Below are 17,673 nucleotides of genomic sequence, written 5' to 3' on the forward strand. Positions count from 1 at the left end.
GAGTACACATGCCCACTCGCGGCGCACTGTTCGATCCGGTGTTCGGGGCCACCCGAGTAGCGGAACACCTGTCCGACCAGGCGTGGGTCACCGCGTTGCTCGACGTGGAAGCCGCGCTGAGCTGCGCGATGGCCACCGTCGGATTGGCGGACGGGGAACATTGCGCTGCGGTGGCTGCTGCTGCGGCCGAACTCTCACAACCGGGTGGTCTGGACATCGTGGCGCTCGGCCGGGCGTCGGCAGCCGGTGGAAACCCTGTCATCCCGCTGGTGAAGATGCTTCGCGAAAGGGTGGGACAGGAAGGTGTGCCTGCCTCCGTGGTGCATCCGGGAGCCACCAGCCAGGACATCATGGACTGCGCTCTCATGCTGTTGACGCGACGCGCGGGCGCGGTGGTTCTTGCCGACCTGACACGCGCCGCCGATTCCGCCGCCCACCTCGCCCGCCTCCATCGCTCCACTCCGATGGTCGCGAGAACTTTGGGCCAGCAGGCACTTCCGACCACTTTCGGCCTTCTGGCCTCGAGTTGGTTCACGGCACTCGACGCCGCCGCGATCCGCCTCGAGATCGTGCTGTCCACGTTGCCGGTTCAGTTCGGCGGCGCCGCAGGCACACTCGCTGCGTTGTATCCCGACGGGCTCAGGATCGCCGATGCACTGGCAGACGAACTCGGTCTGGCCAGGCAGGTTGCTCCCTGGCACACCGACCGCGTGACCATAGCAGAACTCGCGACCACGCTCGGTATCGTCGCCGGCGCTGTTTCCAAGCCCGCCACCGACATCACCGTCATGGCGTCCACCGAACTCTCCGAGGTCGCCGAAAGCGCTCCGGGTGGCTCATCGGCCATGCCGCACAAGCAGAATCCCGTCGCGGCCATCACCGCTCGCGCAGCAGCGCGACGTGCTCCTGCACTGGTCGCCACAGCCCTGTCGAACATGGATCACGAATTCGCCCGCGCTGCAGGCCCCTGGCACGCCGAGTGGGAAACAGTCACCGAACTCCTGCGTCTGGCAGGCGGAGCAGCGCACCAGCTTTCCGTCAGCCTCACCGGTCTGCAAGTACACACCGAGTCGATGGCACGCAATCTCGACATCACCGGTGGCCTGATTCTCGCCGAGCGGGTCACCAAGGCACTGTCCGCGCACACCGATCGAGCGCGCGACATCGTCACCGCGGCAGCCACTTCCGGAACCAGGTTGGATCGTGATCCCGCCATCGCAGAGCACTTGACCGAAGCGGAGATCGCCGAACTACTCGACCCCGCACACTATCTGGGCCACGCCACCGATCTGGTCGACCGTGCCCTCACCGAACGCCCTACAGGAGGATCTCGATGAGCGTCGCGCTCAACTTTCAACAGACCGGCAATCCTGATGCTCCCGCAGTAGTTCTCCTGGGTTCACTCGGGTCCGATCTGTCCATGTGGCAGCCGCAGATTCACGCGCTGTCGAATCGGTACCGCGTCATCGCCGTCGACCATCGCGGCCATGGCAAGTCGCCGGTCCCCGCAGGCCCCTATTCCATCGCCGATCTCGCCGATGATGTCATCGCTCTCCTCGATTCGCTCGAACTCGAATCCGTTCATCTGGTCGGGCTCTCCCTCGGCGGCGCCGTCAGCCAGTGGATCGCCGCGCACCACCCCACTCGCGTCGGGACGTTGACCTTGATGTGCACGTCCGCGCAGTTCGCCCCGGCTCAGCCGTGGATCGATCGCGCCAAGGCTGTCCGTGCGGACGGAATTGCATCCATCGCGGCCGCCGTGGTCGGACGCTGGTTCACTCCGGGACTGGCCGAAAACGATCCAGAACTAGTCGCGCGCCACGTCGCGATGGTCGAGGCCACACCTGACGAGGGCTATGCCGCTTGCTGCGAGGCACTTTCGGTGTGGGACGGCCGCGCCGACCTGGCCCGCATCGTCGCTCCGACGCTCCTCATCGCGGGCGAGCAGGATCCAGCGACGCCTCCGGCGACGTTGAGCGCGATCGCCGACGGTATCGCCGACGCGGTACTGCACGTCGTTGATCCCGGTGCACACCTCACCAATGTCGAGCAGGCCGGGCGCGTCACCAAACTACTTGCCACGCATATCGCCTCGCACACATCTGCGCTCGCCCAACGTAGCGCCGCGGTGTCGGCAGGCATGACCGTACGACGCCAGGTGCTCGGCGACGCCCACGTCAACCGTTCCATCGCGGGTGCCACCGAATTCACGGCCCCGTTCCAGGACTTCATCACTCGCACGGCGTGGGGCGACATCTGGTCACGCCCCGGCCTCGATCACCACACCCGCAGGCTCCTCACTCTCGCGATCCTCACCGCCGTCGGGAACGAACACGAACTCGACATGCACATTCGCGCTGCGCTGCGTGCCGGGATCGATCCCGACGAACTCGTGGAAGTATTTCTCCACACCGCGGTCTACGCGGGTGTGCCGAACAGCAACTTGGCTTTTGCGCTGGGAAAGCAAGCACTCGCGGACCTCTCGGCCGAACCTGAGGAGAACGAGACAACATGAGTGAGAACAGCAGCGAGCAAGCGCCGGGGCCGTCCCCGGACTACGTGCAGTCGCTGGCCCGTGGGCTTTCCGTCATCAAGGCTTTCGACGGTGAGCACCCGCGTCGCACCCTCAGCGAGGTTGCCAGGCATACCGATCTCACGCGTGCGACCGCTCGCCGCTTCCTGCTCACACTCGTCGAACTCGAATACGTACGTACTGACGGTTCGGTGTTCTGGTTGACGCCTCGCGTCCTCGAACTCGGCTACAGCTACCTGTCCAGTCTGTCTCTCCCCGAGATTGCCGGGCCGCATCTGGAAGCTTTGTCCGTCAAGGTCCGTGAATCCACGTCCGTGTCGATCCTCGACGGTGACGACGTCGTCTACGTGGCCCGAGTTCCGGTCAGCCGCATCATGACGGTGTCCATCACCATCGGCACGCGCTTTCCCGCCTATGCGACGTCCATGGGCAGGGTCCTGCTCGCGGGCCTACCCGACGACGCATTAAACGCATACCTCTCTCGAGTGTCCTTCGCCCGCCTGACCGGCAAGACCATCTCCACGGCCGACGGACTACGCGCCGAACTCGAGAAGATTCGCGCCGACGGATTCGCGATAGTCGATCAAGAACTCGAAGAGGGTCTGCGCTCTCTTGCCGCACCCATCCGGGACGCAACCGGTGACGTGGTCGCAGCCGTCAACATCTCCACCCAGGCTGCCCGCTACAGCGCCGAAGCTGTTCGCGATGAACTGGTTCCGGCCGCAGTCGCCACCGCAGACGCCATCTCCATCGATCTCGGACGTACTCAGTCGTCCAACAATCACTCGGCAGCTACTCGCTGACCGGGCAGACCCAAGGAAGAACCAATGCCTGACGTTGTCATCTGTGAACCGCTCCGCACCCCTGTCGGCCGCTTCGGCGGTGTATTCCGCGACGTTGCCCCGGAAGATCTCGCCTCGACGCTGATCACCGAACTCGTCACGCGTACCGGCATTTCCGGCGCGGAGATCGACGACGTCATCCTCGGCCAGGCTTCACCGAACGGTGAGGCTCCGGCGATCGGACGCATCGCGGCGCTGAACGCCGGTCTAGGTGTGGACGTTCCCGGCATGCAGGTCGATCGCCGGTGCGGGTCGGGATTGCAGGCAATCATCCAGGCTGTCATGCAGGTTCAGTCCGGTGGCAGTGATCTGGTCCTCGCCGGCGGTGCCGAGTCGATGAGCCAGGCCGAGTTCTACGCGACCGGAATGCGTTGGGGCGTCAAGGGTGAGGGTGTTGCACTCAACGATCGTCTGGCCCGCGCCCGCGTCACAGCCGGTGGACGCGACTTCCCGGTCCCCGGCGGAATGATCGAAACGGCGGAGAACCTGCGCGCCGAGTTCTCGATCAGCCGCGAAGATCAGGACGCCCTCGCGGTGCAGTCCCATCAGCGTGCCGTCGCAGCACAGAAGAACGGCGTCTTCGCCGAGGAAATCGTTCCGGTATCCGTTCCGCAGCGCAAGGGTGAGGCCCTCCTCGTCGACACCGACGAGCATCCGCGCGCCGACACCTCGATGGAATCGCTTGCGCGCCTTCGACCCATGCGCGGAAAGATCGACCCCGACTCCACTGTCACCGCAGGTAATGCCAGCGGGCAGAACGACGGCGCAGCATTGGCGATTGTCACCACCGTCGACAAGGCCCGTGCGCTCGGACTGCGACCGCTAGCACGCCTGGCGAGTTGGAGCGTTGCGGGCGTTCCCCCGCGCACCATGGGCATCGGCCCCGTGCCGGCGTCGGAGAAGGCACTCGGCCGCCTCGGACTGACCCTGGCGGACATGGATGTCATCGAACTCAACGAAGCCTTTGCGGCACAGGCACTTGCAGTCCTGCGGACCTGGAAGCTCGAACCCGACAACCCGCGCATCAACCCCAACGGCTCCGGCATCTCCCTCGGACATCCGGTCGGTGCCACGGGTGGACGAATCCTGGCCACCCTGTTGCGCGAGATGGACCGTCGCGAAGCGCGTTACGGCCTCGAGACGATGTGCATCGGCGGCGGGCAGGGCTTGGCTGCGGTCTTCGAGCGCCTGTCCTGATCAAGCCCCGACGTGTGCAACGCCGGGGTCTCCGAGTTCGCCTCGTAGACCGTCGAGAAAGACACGCAACAGGTCGGTGAGTTCGGCCTGCTGCTGCTCGGAAAGAATCGACGTCAGTTCGGCTTCACGGCCGAGAACTCGGTCCACCAATTGCTCCACCAACTCGTGGCCGGCGGCAGTGAGTGTCACGAGCACAACTCGTGACCCCTCCGCGGCGGGAGATCTCTCCACCAGACCCGCGTTCTCCGCGCGCGCGAGTCGCTGCGAGATCGCACCGGCCGTGACTCCGGTCTGCTCGGTGATCTGGCGAGTCGTCAACTGATACGGCTCGCCGGATCGCCGCAGGACGCTGAGTAGATCCAGTGTCGCCGTGTCCGCGCCGGCCGAGGCCAGTACCCGTCGGCGATCTTCCCCCAGCAGCTTGGCGCACATCCACAGCCGGGTCACGATGCCGATACCTTCTACGGGCGTGCCCGGCCTCTCGCGAAGCCAGGCCAACGCAACCGCGTCCACCGCGTCGTCCGGGTTGTAGTAGCCCACCACTGCACACCTCGTTTAGCTCTAAATGATACGTTCTTCGTATAGGTCTAAACGTAGCTCACGGAGGTAGGCATGACTCGCACAGTTCTGGTAACCGGCGGCGGAACAGGGATCGGGCGCGCAGTAGCGGCAGCGTTCGCCCGAGACGGAGACACAGTTTTTGTCACCGGCCGACGCACGGAACCACTCGAAAAGACCGCCGAGGAGTTGGGCCCCGATGTTCATGCCGTGACGTGTGACAACTCCGACCCGAAAGACCTGAAACAGCTGCAGGATTCGCTTCCCGGAACCATCGACGTCGTCGTTCACTGCGCCGGCGGCAACACGGACTTCGACCGCGAGGCACCGTCAGATCTGGAATCCCTGGCCGCGGCGTGGCGTGCCAATCTGGACTCCAATCTGATCTCGGCAGTGTTGACCACGGCCGCAGTTCGCGATCGAATTCTCAGCGGCGGTGCCGTCATCACCATCGGATCGATCGCCGCCGACAAGGGTGCGGGTGCGTACGGCGCCGCCAAAGCCGCAGTTGCGACGTGGAATATCGATCTGGCCGCCGAACTGGGCCCCGAAGGCATCACCGCGAACATCGTCTCCCCCGGTTACATCGCTGACACCGAGTTCTTCCGAGATTTTCTGACGGACGATCGTCGCGCGATGTTGATCGAATCCACCAGCACCAAGCGCGCCGGAATTCCGGACGACATCGCGTCGGCCGTCCACTTCCTTGCCTCACCGGGTGCGCGGCAGATCACCGGTCAGGTATTGGCAGTCAACGGGGGCGAGCGAACCAGTCGCTGATCAGGCCAGGTGACGCTCGAAGAACGAGTCGATGCGTTTCCAGGCATCCTGCGCTGCAACAGGATCGGGACCGATTCCGAGAATTCGCTCCAGCGGACGAAGGACCTTGGGTCCGGCCTCCGCGTCGTTGAGGAACGCGTGGCCGGCTGTGGGGTACTCCTTGACGTCGTTCTCGATACCGGCATTGCTGAGCGCCGTCTCCAGTTTCGTTGCGGCGCCGCGGAGCGAGAAGTCCTTGCCTCCGAAGCTCCCGACGATCGGGCACGAATCCACGACAGCCTCATCGAGTTTGCGTGGAAGCTGGCCGTAGTTGACCGAGGCGGCGTCGAAATCTCCGGCGCTGACCATCGCGAAGCCACCACCCATGCAGAATCCGATGACACCGATCTTTCCGGTGCAGTCCGGGGATTCCACCAGCCAACTGCGAGCGACTTCGATGTCGGTGAACGCCTTGCCGTGCCCTCGAAGCATCGACGTCATGGTGGGCACGAGGCACCGCTTCGCCCCACCCGCGCTGTACAGGTCGACAGCAAGCGTCAAGAACCCCGCTGCGGCCAGTCGCTTGGCTTGACGCTGCATTACCTCTTCGAGCCCGAAGGCCTCGTGAATCATCACTACCCCCGGCCACGGGCCGGGGGTAGTGGGGGTTTCGAGTATCGCTCGCAGCGGTTGTGATCCGCCGACTACTGCGGCGCGGCCCGTCAGATCTATGTCCACCATGTCTCGATGCTAGGCCGAGCTAGCGTCCGCAGGCTCGGAAGCGAGGTCAGGCGAGCTGTTTCCCCTGGCCTGCCGCTAGTCCGGTCAAGACCTCGGCGAGCTTCGGCAAAGCGTAGGGCGCGCTCAGGGGACCGAAATTGTCGACAAAGGCATTCGAGAGCAGAAGTTCGACAGGCGCGTAGGCTCGCGCCTTCACCGCGGGGAGGTTCTGGAAGACTGCGAAGTTCTCCAACCTCGCCGTCGCCTCCGGATCAGAAGCGAGGCTGAGCAGAATGTCTGCGGGCGCGAGTACTTCGGCCTGCTCAATCGACAGAGCAGCCATCTGCTCGGCGTTGTATCCGCGATAGTTGAGTCCGAGTTCGCGCAGCAGAACCCCGGGCGCACTGGCATCACCTTGCACGTACAACTGGTCGCCGTACATCGAGCCGATCATGATCGCCTTGCCACCCAAACCGTTCAGCGAAGCAGCGGTATCGGCGATCAGAGCGTCGGTCCGGGCGATCGCTGCGGTAGCGGCTTCGTCGACAAAAGCAGCCTGCCCGACCGTGGCGACGCCGTCACGCCACGACGTGGTCCAGTCCAACGCCACGACCGGCGCGATCTGACTGAGCTTCCCAGCCGCCGGTTCGAGATAAGTCTTCATTCCGATGATGAGGTCCGGCGAGTAGCGCGCGATGATTTCCGGGTTGATTTCGCCTGTGGTGTCGAAGCTTTCGAGATCAGCTATTCCCGCGGTGCTCTGCCACGGCAGTGCACCGCGGTCCCACGATCCCGTGTTGCCGTAGGCGACGGGGTGCACGCCGAGGGACAGGAGGAATTCGAGATCCGTGAAGTCGCTGGCGACAACGATTCTTTCCGGCTTTCCCGAGATCGTCGTGGTCCCGAGCGCGTTGATCACCTGGCGTTGCTCGCCGGCGTCTGCAGCATCTGACGACGTGGAACAACCCGCAAGGATGGCCGCCGCTGCGGCTGCGCCGACGCCGAAGAACCCGCGGCGGCTGAGCTGGTCCACAAGTTCAGCGGTCGTGGATTCGCGAATCGTTCCGTACATGTGCGCACTCTCCTTCTCGGCGTCTGCTGCGCGCGCCGAGGGCACAGCGAATGCGAGATTAGCCCACCCTCACCTCCTGTGGGGTTCCTAGGTTGTCGACCTCGCGCGCTCGCAGCTTGAGATCACAACTGGGCAGCTTTCTCGCTGGTCTAGCCCGCAGGCTGGCATGCGAGCCTCGAGTCCAGGCCTTCGACAGATTGATGAGACAAGTGCCGAAGATCGGTATCCCCTCCTCCTCACCGACCCCTGACCAACCCCCTTCTGCACGTCGCCCACCGTTCGACTTGCGCGGCATGGGAGGATAGACATATCGAGATCGGGACTTCGATGTGAGGGCCCGGATCGAGTTTGTAGGGAGTATCGGTATGGCACAGGGCATCGTGAAGTGGTTCAACGGCGAAAAGGGCTTTGGTTTCATCGCTCCCGACGACGGAACACCGGACGTGTTCGTTCATTACTCTGAAATCTCGGGCAACGGCTACAAGTCGCTCGACGAGAACCAGCGTGTGGAGTTCGAGGTTGGCCAGGGCCAGAAGGGTCCTCAGGCCACCAATGTGCGCGCTGTCTAATCAGTGACACAAGAAGAGGGCCGCATCCGCAAGGGTGCGGCCCTCTTCTGCATCAGGCTCACACATGAATCACTGATCCTGAATGACGGCCAACGCTCCCACGATGTTCGACTCCGCAACCGATTTCGAGATTCCGAGATCCGCCAGAACACCTGATCCGTCTTCGAGTTCGAGTAGTGCGAGCAGGATGTGCTCGGTGCCGATGTAGTTGTGGCCCAGCCGAAGAGCCTCACGGAACGTCAGTTCCAAAACCTTGCGCGCACGAGCGTCGTACGGAATGAGTTCCGGAAGTTCGGACGTCGGGGCTGGTAGTACGCCTGTCACCGCGGCCCGAACGGAGCCAAGCTCCACCTCCTGCGCCACTATCGCCTTCGCAGCCAACCCGGCAGGCTCCTCGACAAGCCCCAGGAGCAGGTGCTCAGGCCGAATCTCCGCATTCCCGGCAGCGCGGGCTTCATTCTGCGAGGCCATGACGACGTTCTTCGCCCGCGGGGTGAACCGACTGAACCCTTCGTTCGGATCCATCGGCTTCTGATCACTCGGCGCCTTGGGAACAAAACGCTTCTGCGCGGCTTGCTTCGAGACACCCATGCTCGCGCCGATCTCCGTCCACGATGCTCCCGACCTGCGCGCCTGGTCGACGAAGTGGCCGATCAGATGGTCTGCAACTTCACCGAGATGATCAGCGGCGATCACGGCGTCGGACAGTTGGTCGAGCGCGTCGGTGTGCACCTTTTTGATCGCGTCGATGAGGTCGTCGAGCCGGACCTTATTAGTCATTTCCACTGGTTTGCTCATGCGTCAACCTTAGGTTGACGCAATTGACAACGTCAACCCTAGGTTGACGATTGTTTTCGCCGCTCAGCGATTAGCCGGAAAAGAACTCGCGCAGAGCCGGAAGAATGGCGCTGTCAGCGACACCGTGCCCCTGGCCGGGTATCTCCAAAGTCTTTGTCCCCGAGACTTTTGCGGCAATTCGCATTGCCGAAGCAGGCGCCCATTGACCACTGTCTCCGCCATACATAACCAACGTGGGGACGGTAATCGAGGCCAGCCAGTCGAGCGACTCGCAGCCGTGATCACACACAGCGACGTCATAGGGCAAGGTGTGCGCGATTGCGCACATGCTGGGCCAATCGGTACTCCGCTTGATCTCGTCGACCATCTCCGCAGACGCGCCGGTCAGATCCAGAAAACGGGTCACAGCACCCTCCCTGTCCCCGGCCGCGATCAACCGCTCCAGATCACTTTGGACGGTTTCGTCCTGCTGGTCGTCGTCCATGTACGGCGCCTCGTAGACGGCGAGCTTACGCATCGGAACGGCCTGCGCAGCGGCTTCCAATGCCAGCGCCGCACCCGACGACAATCCGTAGACCAGCGGTGTTTCACCGGTGGCAGCGACGACTGCTCGCAAATCCTCCACCTCGTCGTCGATCGAGAACGCGTGGCTGTCACCGCTGTCCCCGCGCCCGCGCCTGTCGTACGAATACACCGTGAAGTCCGCCGCCAACTCCGCAGCGAGAGAATCGAACCATCCTCGATCGCAGAACGCTCCGGCGACCAGGACCACTGCTGGTCCGGCACCGGAGCGTTCGTACGCGATGGTTGTACCGTCGCGGGATTGCACTACCTCTGGGGATTGCTCTGTTTTCACGTCGATCTCCTCAGGTCTGGTCAATGCCTACCTGATTAGACCGCCCGCGCTACCGAAACTCATCGGTCCAGTCGGCAGGGCCTTCAGCTGATCTTGTTGTAGAGGGCGTCCCAACCCTGCGCGACGTAGGAAATCGTGTAGATCGAACCGTAGAACGTGGAGCCACCCAGACTGGTGACGTTGCCCGCCTGCACTGCCGGGAGTCGCTGCCACAGTTTGCTCGCCACCAATGCCTGGTACGCCGCACTGTCCTCGTTTTCGGTGATCATGAAGCCGTCGACGCCGGCCAGGACGTCAAGACCCTCGAGGCTGACACCACCCTCGGGATCAAGCCCCTCCGAGGTGGCAGTTTTGCCACCGATGTCGCCGAGCGTCATATCGCTGGGCTTGTCGCCCTTCTCGGACGTGCGGATGCTCGTGACGTACAGCGTGTTCGTGTCTGGCATGAAGGAGACACTGGCGACGGTCTTGGACGCGATCTTCTCGGCATGCCGACTGCGGATGTCGGAAATCAGATTGTCGTAGTCGAGCGTCAATCGGTCGAGAGTGGCTGTTCGACCGAGCCAGCCCGACAGCCGTGAGAGGTTGGTACGCCAGTCGTCGGTGAACTCTGTCGTCAGAACCGGTGCGATGGTAGACATCTCGGCCACCGGCCACCACTCGCTCTCGTAGTTGAGGCACACGATCAGATCGGGTTCGAGCGCCAAGATCTGCTCGCGATTGGGGATCTCCGACAAGAACGGCACCGACGAATCGATCGGTACCCACGGTGTCGCCTGAGCGTACGTGTAGCCGACGAGCGGAAGTTCCAGCGCTACAGCAGGTTCGAGATCGAGCCTCGAATCGATTGCCACCACTCGCTTCGGATTGACAGGAATGTCGTAGGTTCCGAGAGGTGTCGTCACGGAACGCATTTCGGTTTCTCCCGAACTGCTTCCACTGTCACCGCACGCCGCCAGGAACGCGCCCAGTCCGGCGATTCCGGCGCCGAAGCCGAATTGCCGACGAGTGAGGTCCGAGACGAGGCGGTTGTCGGAGTAACCCTCGGGAAGCAAGAGCGTGGATTGAGCGGGCATGCGTGTCGAACCTCCAGAAGAAATGATTCATCCACTGTTGCGAGCGGATAAGGATGCCCTAACAGCGTACGCAGGGAGGGTCGTCGCGATCGGCCCAGAAATAGTCGAATCAGGCCAACTCGAGCGGCCCTACTTATCGAGTTTGCGCATCTCGACGAAGTAGACCGCACTGAACGCGAGGTAGGTGCCGACGATTCCGAGAACCGAGATGATCAGGACGAGAGCAAGAAACATAGCCATGATGGTCTCCACTGACACGGGTTATTCACGATGTCGATCGAGAGAAAATGGCTTCGAACTGCGGCGTTGCGACTCGAAGCGGGGCCGAAACTTTGGGTTACACACACCACGGTAGCCCCAGGCGTCTCGAGTTTCGGTGAACTCGAGGTGAACTCTCCTACGGCTGCGTCACACTTTTTCTCGCGACCGGTCAGTTCGGTCCGAGCACCTGCCCCGACCACTCGACCAAAGGCGTCAGTGCGCGCCACGCCGTGCGAACTTCCTTCAATGTCCTGGCGCTGTCCAGCCACGGCGGACTTGGGTAAGTACGACCAGCCGTCAGCGACTTGTGACGCAACAACTCGATTCGCGGGTGGTCCACCGTGTACCCGCGAGGCGCCGTCTTGAGCTTGTCGCCGCCGATCGTGAATCCAGCCTTCTCGACGGAGGCCAGGATCTTCTCGAGCTCCGGTCCCCGAACGTCGTCGTCGACAGCCGCACGATAACGCGCGATGGTCTCCGAGCTGCTGGCGTAGAACCCGCCGGCCACCATCAACCCTGCCGCGTCGACCTGCACGTAGTAGCCACAGCTCTCGGCGAGACCGACGAACGCGCCCTGATGCGTCTTGTACGGAATCTTGTCCTTCGAGAATCGAACGTCACGATACGGCCGAAAGAGCTTGGCTGAGCCGAATTCGTCTTCCAACGCCGCGGTCAACGACGCCATCGGACGACGAACCACCTCGTCGTACGTCTCCTTGTGCGCTGCCCACCAGGTCTTGCTGTTGTCGGCCTCTAGGTCTTCGTAGAAATCGAGTGCAGCAACGGGTATGCCAGTGAACGCAGCCATGTCGTAAGCCTAGCTGCCTGTTCGGCTTTGGACCGCCTGCCCTGCAACGATGCCCGGATCGGCCCGAATCCGTAGACTGCATGGGGATGATTTCCGAAATACAAGCATGGGAACTGACCGACACCAACCGAGACTGGCTGATTCACCGACCTGTCGAGATCGCGATCTACGTCGCGCTCGCGGTAGTGCTGCGCTTCGCACTGCACCGCGGGATCGACCGAATGTCGAAGCCCAGCAAGTCTCCGAACGCCAAGGTGAACGAGCGCAGATCGCAGCGGGCGCGGACCATCGGCTCGGTGCTCAAATCGACGGTGTCCATCGTCATCCTCGTCTGGTGTGTTCTTCAGATCCTCGGCATTGTCGGGATCAACGTCGCGCCGTTCATTGCATCGGCCGGAGTCATCGGCCTTGCCATCGGTTTCGGTGCACAAAATCTGGTGCGTGACTTCCTCTCCGGCATCTTCATGCTGCTCGAGGATCAGTACGGCGTCGGCGACGTCGTCGATCTCGGGGACGCGGTCGGCACCGTCGAAACGGTGGGCCTGCGTGTCACCACGATTCGAGATGTCAACGGCACCTTGTGGTACTGCCGCAACGGCGAAATCCTGCGAGTCGGCAACATGAGTCAGGGTTACGCCACTGCAGTTCTCGATCTCCCGATCGCCCACAACGCGAACGTGCACAAAGCGTGCGAGGTGGCGACGCGAGCTGTCCTCGAGGCGGCGGAGTCCGAATTGATCCGAGCGGACATGATCGACAAGCCGGAGATGCTGGGAGTCAATTCGGTTACTGCCGAGGCGATTACCATCCGAGTGACGGCGCAGGTCAAGCCTGGCCGCCAATGGGCAGTCCAGCGCGCATTTGCGCGCTCGGCGCTGACTGCGTTCGAAGAGCAGGGAATCGAGGCGCCGTACCTGCCTGTTCTGCGATGACGGTTGAGACGGAAGCGTCTGCCCTTTCCATCAATTACGCGAGCCCCCGGCGCGGTCAATACCGCCGGGGGCTCGCTGGTGCCTGAAGCATGATTCAGACGGTCGAGGTCGAGACCTCCCGATCTGCCGAGCTGTTGCCAAACACCCGGTGCAGGAACATTGTCAGCGCGATGGCTACGACGATGCCGATCAGCGGCGGGATTCCCACCTCGAACTCACCGGAAAGCCAAGCGAGGAATGCTGCGACGGCATAGACGGCGAGGTTGCGCCAGTGGACCGGCTGCGGGGTGTACCCCTCGGGTATGCCTCGCCGCCACCGGCACAGGAAGTCAGCGATGATCACGCCACCCAGTGGCGGGATGAAAGTTCCGAGCAGGCTCAGGTAGTCGACCAGATGGTTGTGCACACCGGTCAGAGCGAGTGCCGTGCCGATCACACATCCACCGATGACGAACGGAGTCTTGCGGGGCTTTCTGAACAATTCGGCGCCGGCCACCCCGAAGGCGTATGCGGTGTCGGCGTTGCTCTTCCAAAGATTCCCGAACAGCAAGACCAGGCCCCAGCCGACAAGCCCAAGGTTGTAGAGAATCAGCACGAAGTCACCCTCGTGGAACGTGATAGCTCCGATCGCTCCGAACAGGATCATCAATCCGTTTCCGAGGAGGAACCCGATAACGCAGGCCCACACCGCTTGTGATCCGGAACGGGCAAATCTGGTCCAGTTTGGCGCTTGCGTTCCCGCCGATACAAACGTGCCGACCACCGTGGTGATTGCGAGCGCGATCGTCATGGTTGTCGCGGGTTGAACCGAGACCAGGCCGGAGAATCCACCGACTTCTTCGAGGGACCGGAATACGACCCAGCAGGCCAACGCGAGGATCAAGGGCGTCGAGACGAGCGAGACCCAATACATTCCGCGGTAGCCATAGCAGGCGGTGATGCACATCAAGATGCTCGCCGCGATCATCACCGACGCCCTGGCGAGATAGGAATCCCAGCCCAATGCCTGGGCGGTGAGATCGCCGATCGTGCCGATGATGACTCCGTACCAGCCGATCTGGGTACCGCCGAGCAGGATCGAAGCGAGCTTGGACCCGCGAGTGCCGAAACTGTAGCGCGCCATCACAACTGTTGTCAGTCCAGTGCGGGCTCCGACGAACCCCATCATGGCGACGTACACCCCCAAGATGGCAGATCCCGCGGCGATCACCACCATCAGTTTCCAGAACGAGAACGCGGTACCGAGCGCCGCTCCGGCCAACATCGTCGGAGTGAAGATGGTGAACCCCAACAACACCACCGCGAGCGAGAAGAACGGCTTCCGTGCATGAAGCGGAACCGGAGTTACGGGATAGTCCGGATCGACAGGCGGGCCGGCACTCTCCGAATCGCCTGCGACCGTGACAGGTTCGACGGCGCTGCTCATACAACTTCGCCGATGTCTTCGAGCCACAGGCCCGGGCGCTCGGCCAGCATGCGGTCCATCAATGCCACACACTCCGCGTCGTCGACGACGTCGACCTGAATTCCGCTGCTACGCAACCATTCTTCCGATGCCTCGAAGGAACGATTTTCGCCGACCACGATTCGAGGAATCTCGTACAGTCGCGCAGTTCCAGCGCACATGAAGCACGGCGACAAAGTCGTGTAGAGGACGCACTCGCGATACACCGAGGCCGGCAGCCGACCGGCTCGCTCGATGCAGTCGGTCTCGCCGTGACGGATGGCGCTGTTCATCTGGACCCGACGGTTGCGTCCCACTGCAAGCACCTCGCCGCGATGAATCAGTGCCGCGCCGATCGGCACGCCGCCCTCCTCCCAACCGATCTTCGCCTGTTCGATCGCTAGCCCGAGGAAATACTCATCGGTGTCTGCCGGGTGGTTCATGTGCGCTCCTGGAGTCTGACCAAAATCATTGAATGTGGCTCGTGTCACAATCCGACCACGGTCGTAATACCCCGACAAGGGACAACCTGTCAGTTCGGCAGAACTAGCTCTATGACGGAGTGCCCCCTCGGCGGACGATGAAGAAATGCTGCCTACTCTGCGACAAGTTCTTGCGATGCCCTCGTTCAAGGCCGCGGCAATCGAAGTGCTCGCGGGCGACGTCGACACCGCGGTGGTCCGCTGGGTCCATTCGTCCGAGGTCTACGAGATGGGCGGGCTGTTGTCCGGAGGCGAGGTCCTTCTGACAACGGGTCTCGGCCTGCACGGGCGATCCCCCGAGCAACTCACCGCCTACATCGATCAATTGGCGGACGCGGGATGCGTCGCTCTCGCGATGGAAGTCGGCCGCTCGTTCCTCACTGCCCCTCCCGAGCTCGCCGAGGCTTCGCGCCGACGCGGGCTCGCGTTCCTGGCACTGCACGCAGTAGTGCCCTTCGAGCGGATGGTCGAAGACTTTCACGACCTCATGCTCCGCCGCACGCTCGGTTCGGCGCGAGCCGGCGAGCCTGTCTGGCAAGAACTTCTGGGGATCGTGGTGGCGGGCCAAGGCATGACTGCACTACTCAACAAGGTGTCACGACTCGCAGGGTGCGGTGTCGATCTCCTCGACGCTGATGGCGGAACCGTCGAGCGCAGCACAACCGATGCAGAACGGTCCGAGACCGAACGGACGATCCACGACGTACGCGGGCCGACGAACTCGCTCGGTCGACTGGTCCTGAATGGCCGGGCAACCACACGCCGAACTGCCGTCGCCAACTGCGCCGCTGTGGCGGTGGCTCTGGAACTCGGTCGCCACGGCGATGTCGGACCCAGTCAGTCACTTGCCCAGTCGGTGATCACAGACGTGGTGGGCGGAGTGCTCACATCGCACGGCGACTTGTCCGAGCGGCTGACAGCTGCCGGCTGGAAGCCGTTGTCGGAGGGCCAACATGTCCTCGTCGCCGCTGTCGACGTCGATCGACAAACGCCGGTTCGAGAGCTCGCGGACCCAGTGCGCAACGCTGTGCGAGCAGTGCTCGGCTCCTGCGTGGTCGGGACTGCCGCGAATCACGTCATCGTGCTCGCACACGGGTGGTCGGCCGCATCCCCCGCACGAGTTCGGACGGCATTCACCGAAGCCGACGAGCTGCTTCGCCGCGGACCCGGCGGTTCCGCGGTACGCACGTTCGGAGTCGCGACACCGGTCGAGGATTGGTCCGGCGTCGGGGCGGCAGTCGCGCAAGCTCGCGAGGTCGTTCAGATCGCGCGGCGTTTCGGCACCCGAACCGGCGTGATCCTCGCGAGAGACGTCGGAGTCCAACGACTGCTCGCCGCCGGCACGACACCCGCTTCCCTGTCCTCGTTCGTCACGGAGCAACTCGGTTCGCTGATCGCTTACGACACAGCACATTCCGCAGATCTTGTTCGAACCCTCGATGCATACCTCGCACATCGGGGCAGCAAAGCGAGAACCGCGGATTTGCTCGGGATCCGGCGCCAGTCGCTCTATGCCCGCTTGACTCGTATCGAGAAGCTGATGGGAGTTTCTCTCGATGATCCGGCACAGGTGGTGTGTCTCGGGCTTGCACTGACCGCATGGCGCATGCGCACCGGCCTTGATCCGCAGGCCGCGTTCGAGCGCCTCCCCGGGTGAGCAACGACCGTTCTGCGATGATGGACCCCTGATCGGAGCAGCGGAGTTGATGATCGAGATCCCTGCCGGCGAGGTGCATCTTCGAGACGACCGCAAGGGCACTGCGTGGACCTCGAGAGTCGAATCCTTCCGCCTCGCACGCCATCTCACGACCCGGGCACTGCTTCACGGAGATTCGTCGGCCGATTCGAGCAAGCCCGCAGTCGATCTTTCCTGGCAAGACGTCATCGCAACCTGCAACACGCTGTCCGTCGAGGACGGTCTGACGCCCGCATATCAAGACGTCGACACCGATTCTCCGCAGTGGGACCGGGCTGCAACCGGCTACCGACTCGCCACCGAGGCCGAGTGGCAGTACGCGTGCAAGGCCGGCACCTCCGGCTACCGCTACGGCGAGATCGACGAGATTGCTTAATACAGCGACAAATGAACAGCGTCGCGGCGATTCCGAACATGCCGGACCTGATCACCGTCTCGGGCGGTCGCGGAATCCAGATCTGGGCGCTCGTGCACAGTGCCTTGCAGAACAAGAAGCGCTGGGGCCGCATCGGTGGGCAGCGACACCGACCGATTCGCCGGCCCGCACGTACTTGCCGGGTCTCGGTGACGAAAGCGAGTTGGCGGCGCTGTCTCTGCTGATGGGTGGCCGTGACGAATACACCAGCCACGATCCGCGTTCGGCTCCGCGTTCGGTGCCGGTGACGGCGCTCAACGAGATCCGTGAGATGCACGAAGACCATGGGGCCTGCGTGCCGCGCTGTGGCGGACACACCCTTTTCTCCATAGGATGCTCTGCAACACAACTCGATTCGGATTGGTGGACCGCCATGCAGGAGCAGGACCCGCTCGGACAGATGAATTTCCCTTTGATCCGGTCTCTGGCGCGTATGAGTGGAATGTTCCAGCGGGCAGGGTGGCTTGCCTTGGCCATGTTCGTTGTGGCGTTGCTGGCATTCCGCGATGCTCCCGCCCAGGGGGCGATAGCCGCCGGTTCTTTCGTCATCCTGCTGTTCGGTTTCAGCTACGCACTCCGGGCTCTTGCGCGATCGCGATTCACTGACCTCTAGCTCGATGCTTCTCGAACGGCTGTGGCCCTCGACCGAAAAGGT

General features: G+C 63.0%; 19 protein-coding genes. 10 read left to right on the forward strand and 9 right to left on the reverse strand.

The annotated features are described in order from the left end of the window. Positions 1–8: 8 nt before the first annotated feature. From pcaB to ACWF6P_RS08805, 4 genes are read left to right on the forward strand one after another with little or no spacing between them, the layout of a single operon-like run. A complete protein-coding gene (gene pcaB, locus ACWF6P_RS08790; protein ID WP_452620760.1) occupies positions 9–1,337 on the forward strand; it encodes a 3-carboxy-cis,cis-muconate cycloisomerase in 1,329 nt (442 codons plus the stop codon). Next, positions 1,334–2,515 (forward strand): bifunctional 3-oxoadipate enol-lactonase/4-carboxymuconolactone decarboxylase PcaDC, encoded by a 1,182-nt coding sequence (gene pcaDC, locus ACWF6P_RS08795; protein ID WP_452620761.1) that lies wholly within the window; start codon positions 1,334–1,336, stop codon positions 2,513–2,515. The genes pcaB and pcaDC overlap by 4 nt, the downstream gene beginning before the upstream one ends. Beyond that, positions 2,512–3,336 (forward strand): IclR family transcriptional regulator domain-containing protein, encoded by an 825-nt coding sequence (locus ACWF6P_RS08800; RefSeq protein WP_452620762.1) that lies wholly within the window; start codon positions 2,512–2,514, stop codon positions 3,334–3,336. Before pcaDC ends, ACWF6P_RS08800 begins: the two co-directional genes overlap by 4 nt. 24 nt (positions 3,337–3,360) lie before the next feature. Continuing rightward, complete coding sequence (locus tag ACWF6P_RS08805) at positions 3,361–4,572, forward strand: acetyl-CoA C-acetyltransferase (RefSeq protein WP_452620763.1); 1,212 nt, start codon at positions 3,361–3,363, stop codon at positions 4,570–4,572. Here ACWF6P_RS08805 and ACWF6P_RS08810 read toward each other — a convergent pair whose 3' ends face one another. Next, positions 4,573–5,112, reverse strand: a complete 540-nt coding sequence (locus tag ACWF6P_RS08810; RefSeq protein ID WP_452620764.1) for a MarR family winged helix-turn-helix transcriptional regulator — start codon at positions 5,110–5,112, stop codon at positions 4,573–4,575. 72 nt (positions 5,113–5,184) lie between these two features. On the opposite strand from ACWF6P_RS08810, the gene ACWF6P_RS08815 reads away from it, so the two are divergent. Further along, positions 5,185–5,910 carry an SDR family NAD(P)-dependent oxidoreductase gene (locus ACWF6P_RS08815; RefSeq protein ID WP_452620765.1) on the forward strand — a complete coding sequence of 242 codons (726 nt, stop codon included), beginning with the start codon at positions 5,185–5,187 and terminating at the stop codon, positions 5,908–5,910. On the opposite strand, the gene ACWF6P_RS08820 is transcribed toward ACWF6P_RS08815, so the two are convergent. Further along, a complete protein-coding gene (locus ACWF6P_RS08820; RefSeq protein WP_378542280.1) occupies positions 5,911–6,630 on the reverse strand; it encodes a dienelactone hydrolase family protein in 720 nt (239 codons plus the stop codon). Between the two features lie 46 nt (positions 6,631–6,676). Beyond that, positions 6,677–7,726: an ABC transporter substrate-binding protein gene (locus tag ACWF6P_RS08825; protein ID WP_452620766.1), complete on the reverse strand. Its 1,050-nt coding sequence runs from the start codon at positions 7,724–7,726 to the stop codon at positions 6,677–6,679. A 320-nt stretch (positions 7,727–8,046) separates the two neighbouring features. Here ACWF6P_RS08825 and ACWF6P_RS08830 point away from each other — a divergent pair, with 320 nt between their 5' ends. Then, positions 8,047–8,250, forward strand: a complete 204-nt coding sequence (locus ACWF6P_RS08830) for a cold-shock protein (protein WP_003939930.1) — start codon at positions 8,047–8,049, stop codon at positions 8,248–8,250. A 69-nt stretch (positions 8,251–8,319) separates the two neighbouring features. On the opposite strand, the gene ACWF6P_RS08835 is transcribed toward ACWF6P_RS08830, so the two are convergent. The 4 genes from ACWF6P_RS08835 to ACWF6P_RS08850 all read right to left on the reverse strand — a co-directional run bounded on the left by ACWF6P_RS08835 (position 8,320) and on the right by ACWF6P_RS08850 (position 12,049). Next, on the reverse strand, positions 8,320–9,048 hold the full coding sequence (locus tag ACWF6P_RS08835; protein WP_452620767.1) for a Clp protease N-terminal domain-containing protein: 729 nt from the start codon (positions 9,046–9,048) through the stop codon (positions 8,320–8,322). Between the two features lie 70 nt (positions 9,049–9,118). Continuing rightward, positions 9,119–9,904, reverse strand: a complete 786-nt coding sequence (locus tag ACWF6P_RS08840) for an alpha/beta fold hydrolase (RefSeq protein WP_452620768.1) — start codon at positions 9,902–9,904, stop codon at positions 9,119–9,121. 83 nt (positions 9,905–9,987) lie between these two features. After that, entirely contained in the window at positions 9,988–10,980 is a 993-nt protein-coding gene (locus ACWF6P_RS08845; RefSeq protein ID WP_007729992.1) for an ABC transporter substrate-binding protein, read from the reverse strand. 430 nt (positions 10,981–11,410) lie between these two features. After that, complete coding sequence (locus ACWF6P_RS08850; protein ID WP_378542274.1) at positions 11,411–12,049, reverse strand: DUF2461 domain-containing protein; 639 nt, start codon at positions 12,047–12,049, stop codon at positions 11,411–11,413. An 80-nt stretch (positions 12,050–12,129) separates the two neighbouring features. Between ACWF6P_RS08850 and ACWF6P_RS08855 the strand changes: the two genes are divergently transcribed. Next, positions 12,130–12,981: a mechanosensitive ion channel family protein gene (locus ACWF6P_RS08855; protein ID WP_452620769.1), complete on the forward strand. Its 852-nt coding sequence runs from the start codon at positions 12,130–12,132 to the stop codon at positions 12,979–12,981. Positions 12,982–13,075: 94 nt separating this feature from the next. Here ACWF6P_RS08855 and codB read toward each other — a convergent pair whose 3' ends face one another. Then, positions 13,076–14,407, reverse strand: coding sequence for a cytosine permease (codB, locus tag ACWF6P_RS08860; RefSeq protein WP_452620770.1), 1,332 nt, complete (start codon positions 14,405–14,407; stop codon positions 13,076–13,078). Then, on the reverse strand, positions 14,404–14,868 hold the full coding sequence (locus ACWF6P_RS08865) for a nucleoside deaminase (RefSeq protein WP_378542270.1): 465 nt from the start codon (positions 14,866–14,868) through the stop codon (positions 14,404–14,406). Before ACWF6P_RS08865 ends, codB begins: the two co-directional genes overlap by 4 nt. 175 nt (positions 14,869–15,043) lie before the next feature. On the opposite strand from ACWF6P_RS08865, the gene ACWF6P_RS08870 reads away from it, so the two are divergent. The 3 genes from ACWF6P_RS08870 to ACWF6P_RS08880 are packed head-to-tail and all read left to right on the forward strand — an operon-like array spanning position 15,044 to position 17,631. Next, positions 15,044–16,564 carry a PucR family transcriptional regulator gene (locus tag ACWF6P_RS08870; protein ID WP_452620771.1) on the forward strand — a complete coding sequence of 507 codons (1,521 nt, stop codon included), beginning with the start codon at positions 15,044–15,046 and terminating at the stop codon, positions 16,562–16,564. A 49-nt stretch (positions 16,565–16,613) separates the two neighbouring features. Beyond that, positions 16,614–16,979 (forward strand): SUMF1/EgtB/PvdO family nonheme iron enzyme, encoded by a 366-nt coding sequence (locus ACWF6P_RS08875; protein WP_452620772.1) that lies wholly within the window; start codon positions 16,614–16,616, stop codon positions 16,977–16,979. Beyond that, a complete protein-coding gene (locus tag ACWF6P_RS08880; RefSeq protein ID WP_452620773.1) occupies positions 16,972–17,631 on the forward strand; it encodes a hypothetical protein in 660 nt (219 codons plus the stop codon). The genes ACWF6P_RS08875 and ACWF6P_RS08880 overlap by 8 nt, the downstream gene beginning before the upstream one ends. Positions 17,632–17,673 lie beyond the last annotated feature (42 nt).

Source organism: Rhodococcus sp. NPDC055024 (assembly GCF_053608585.1).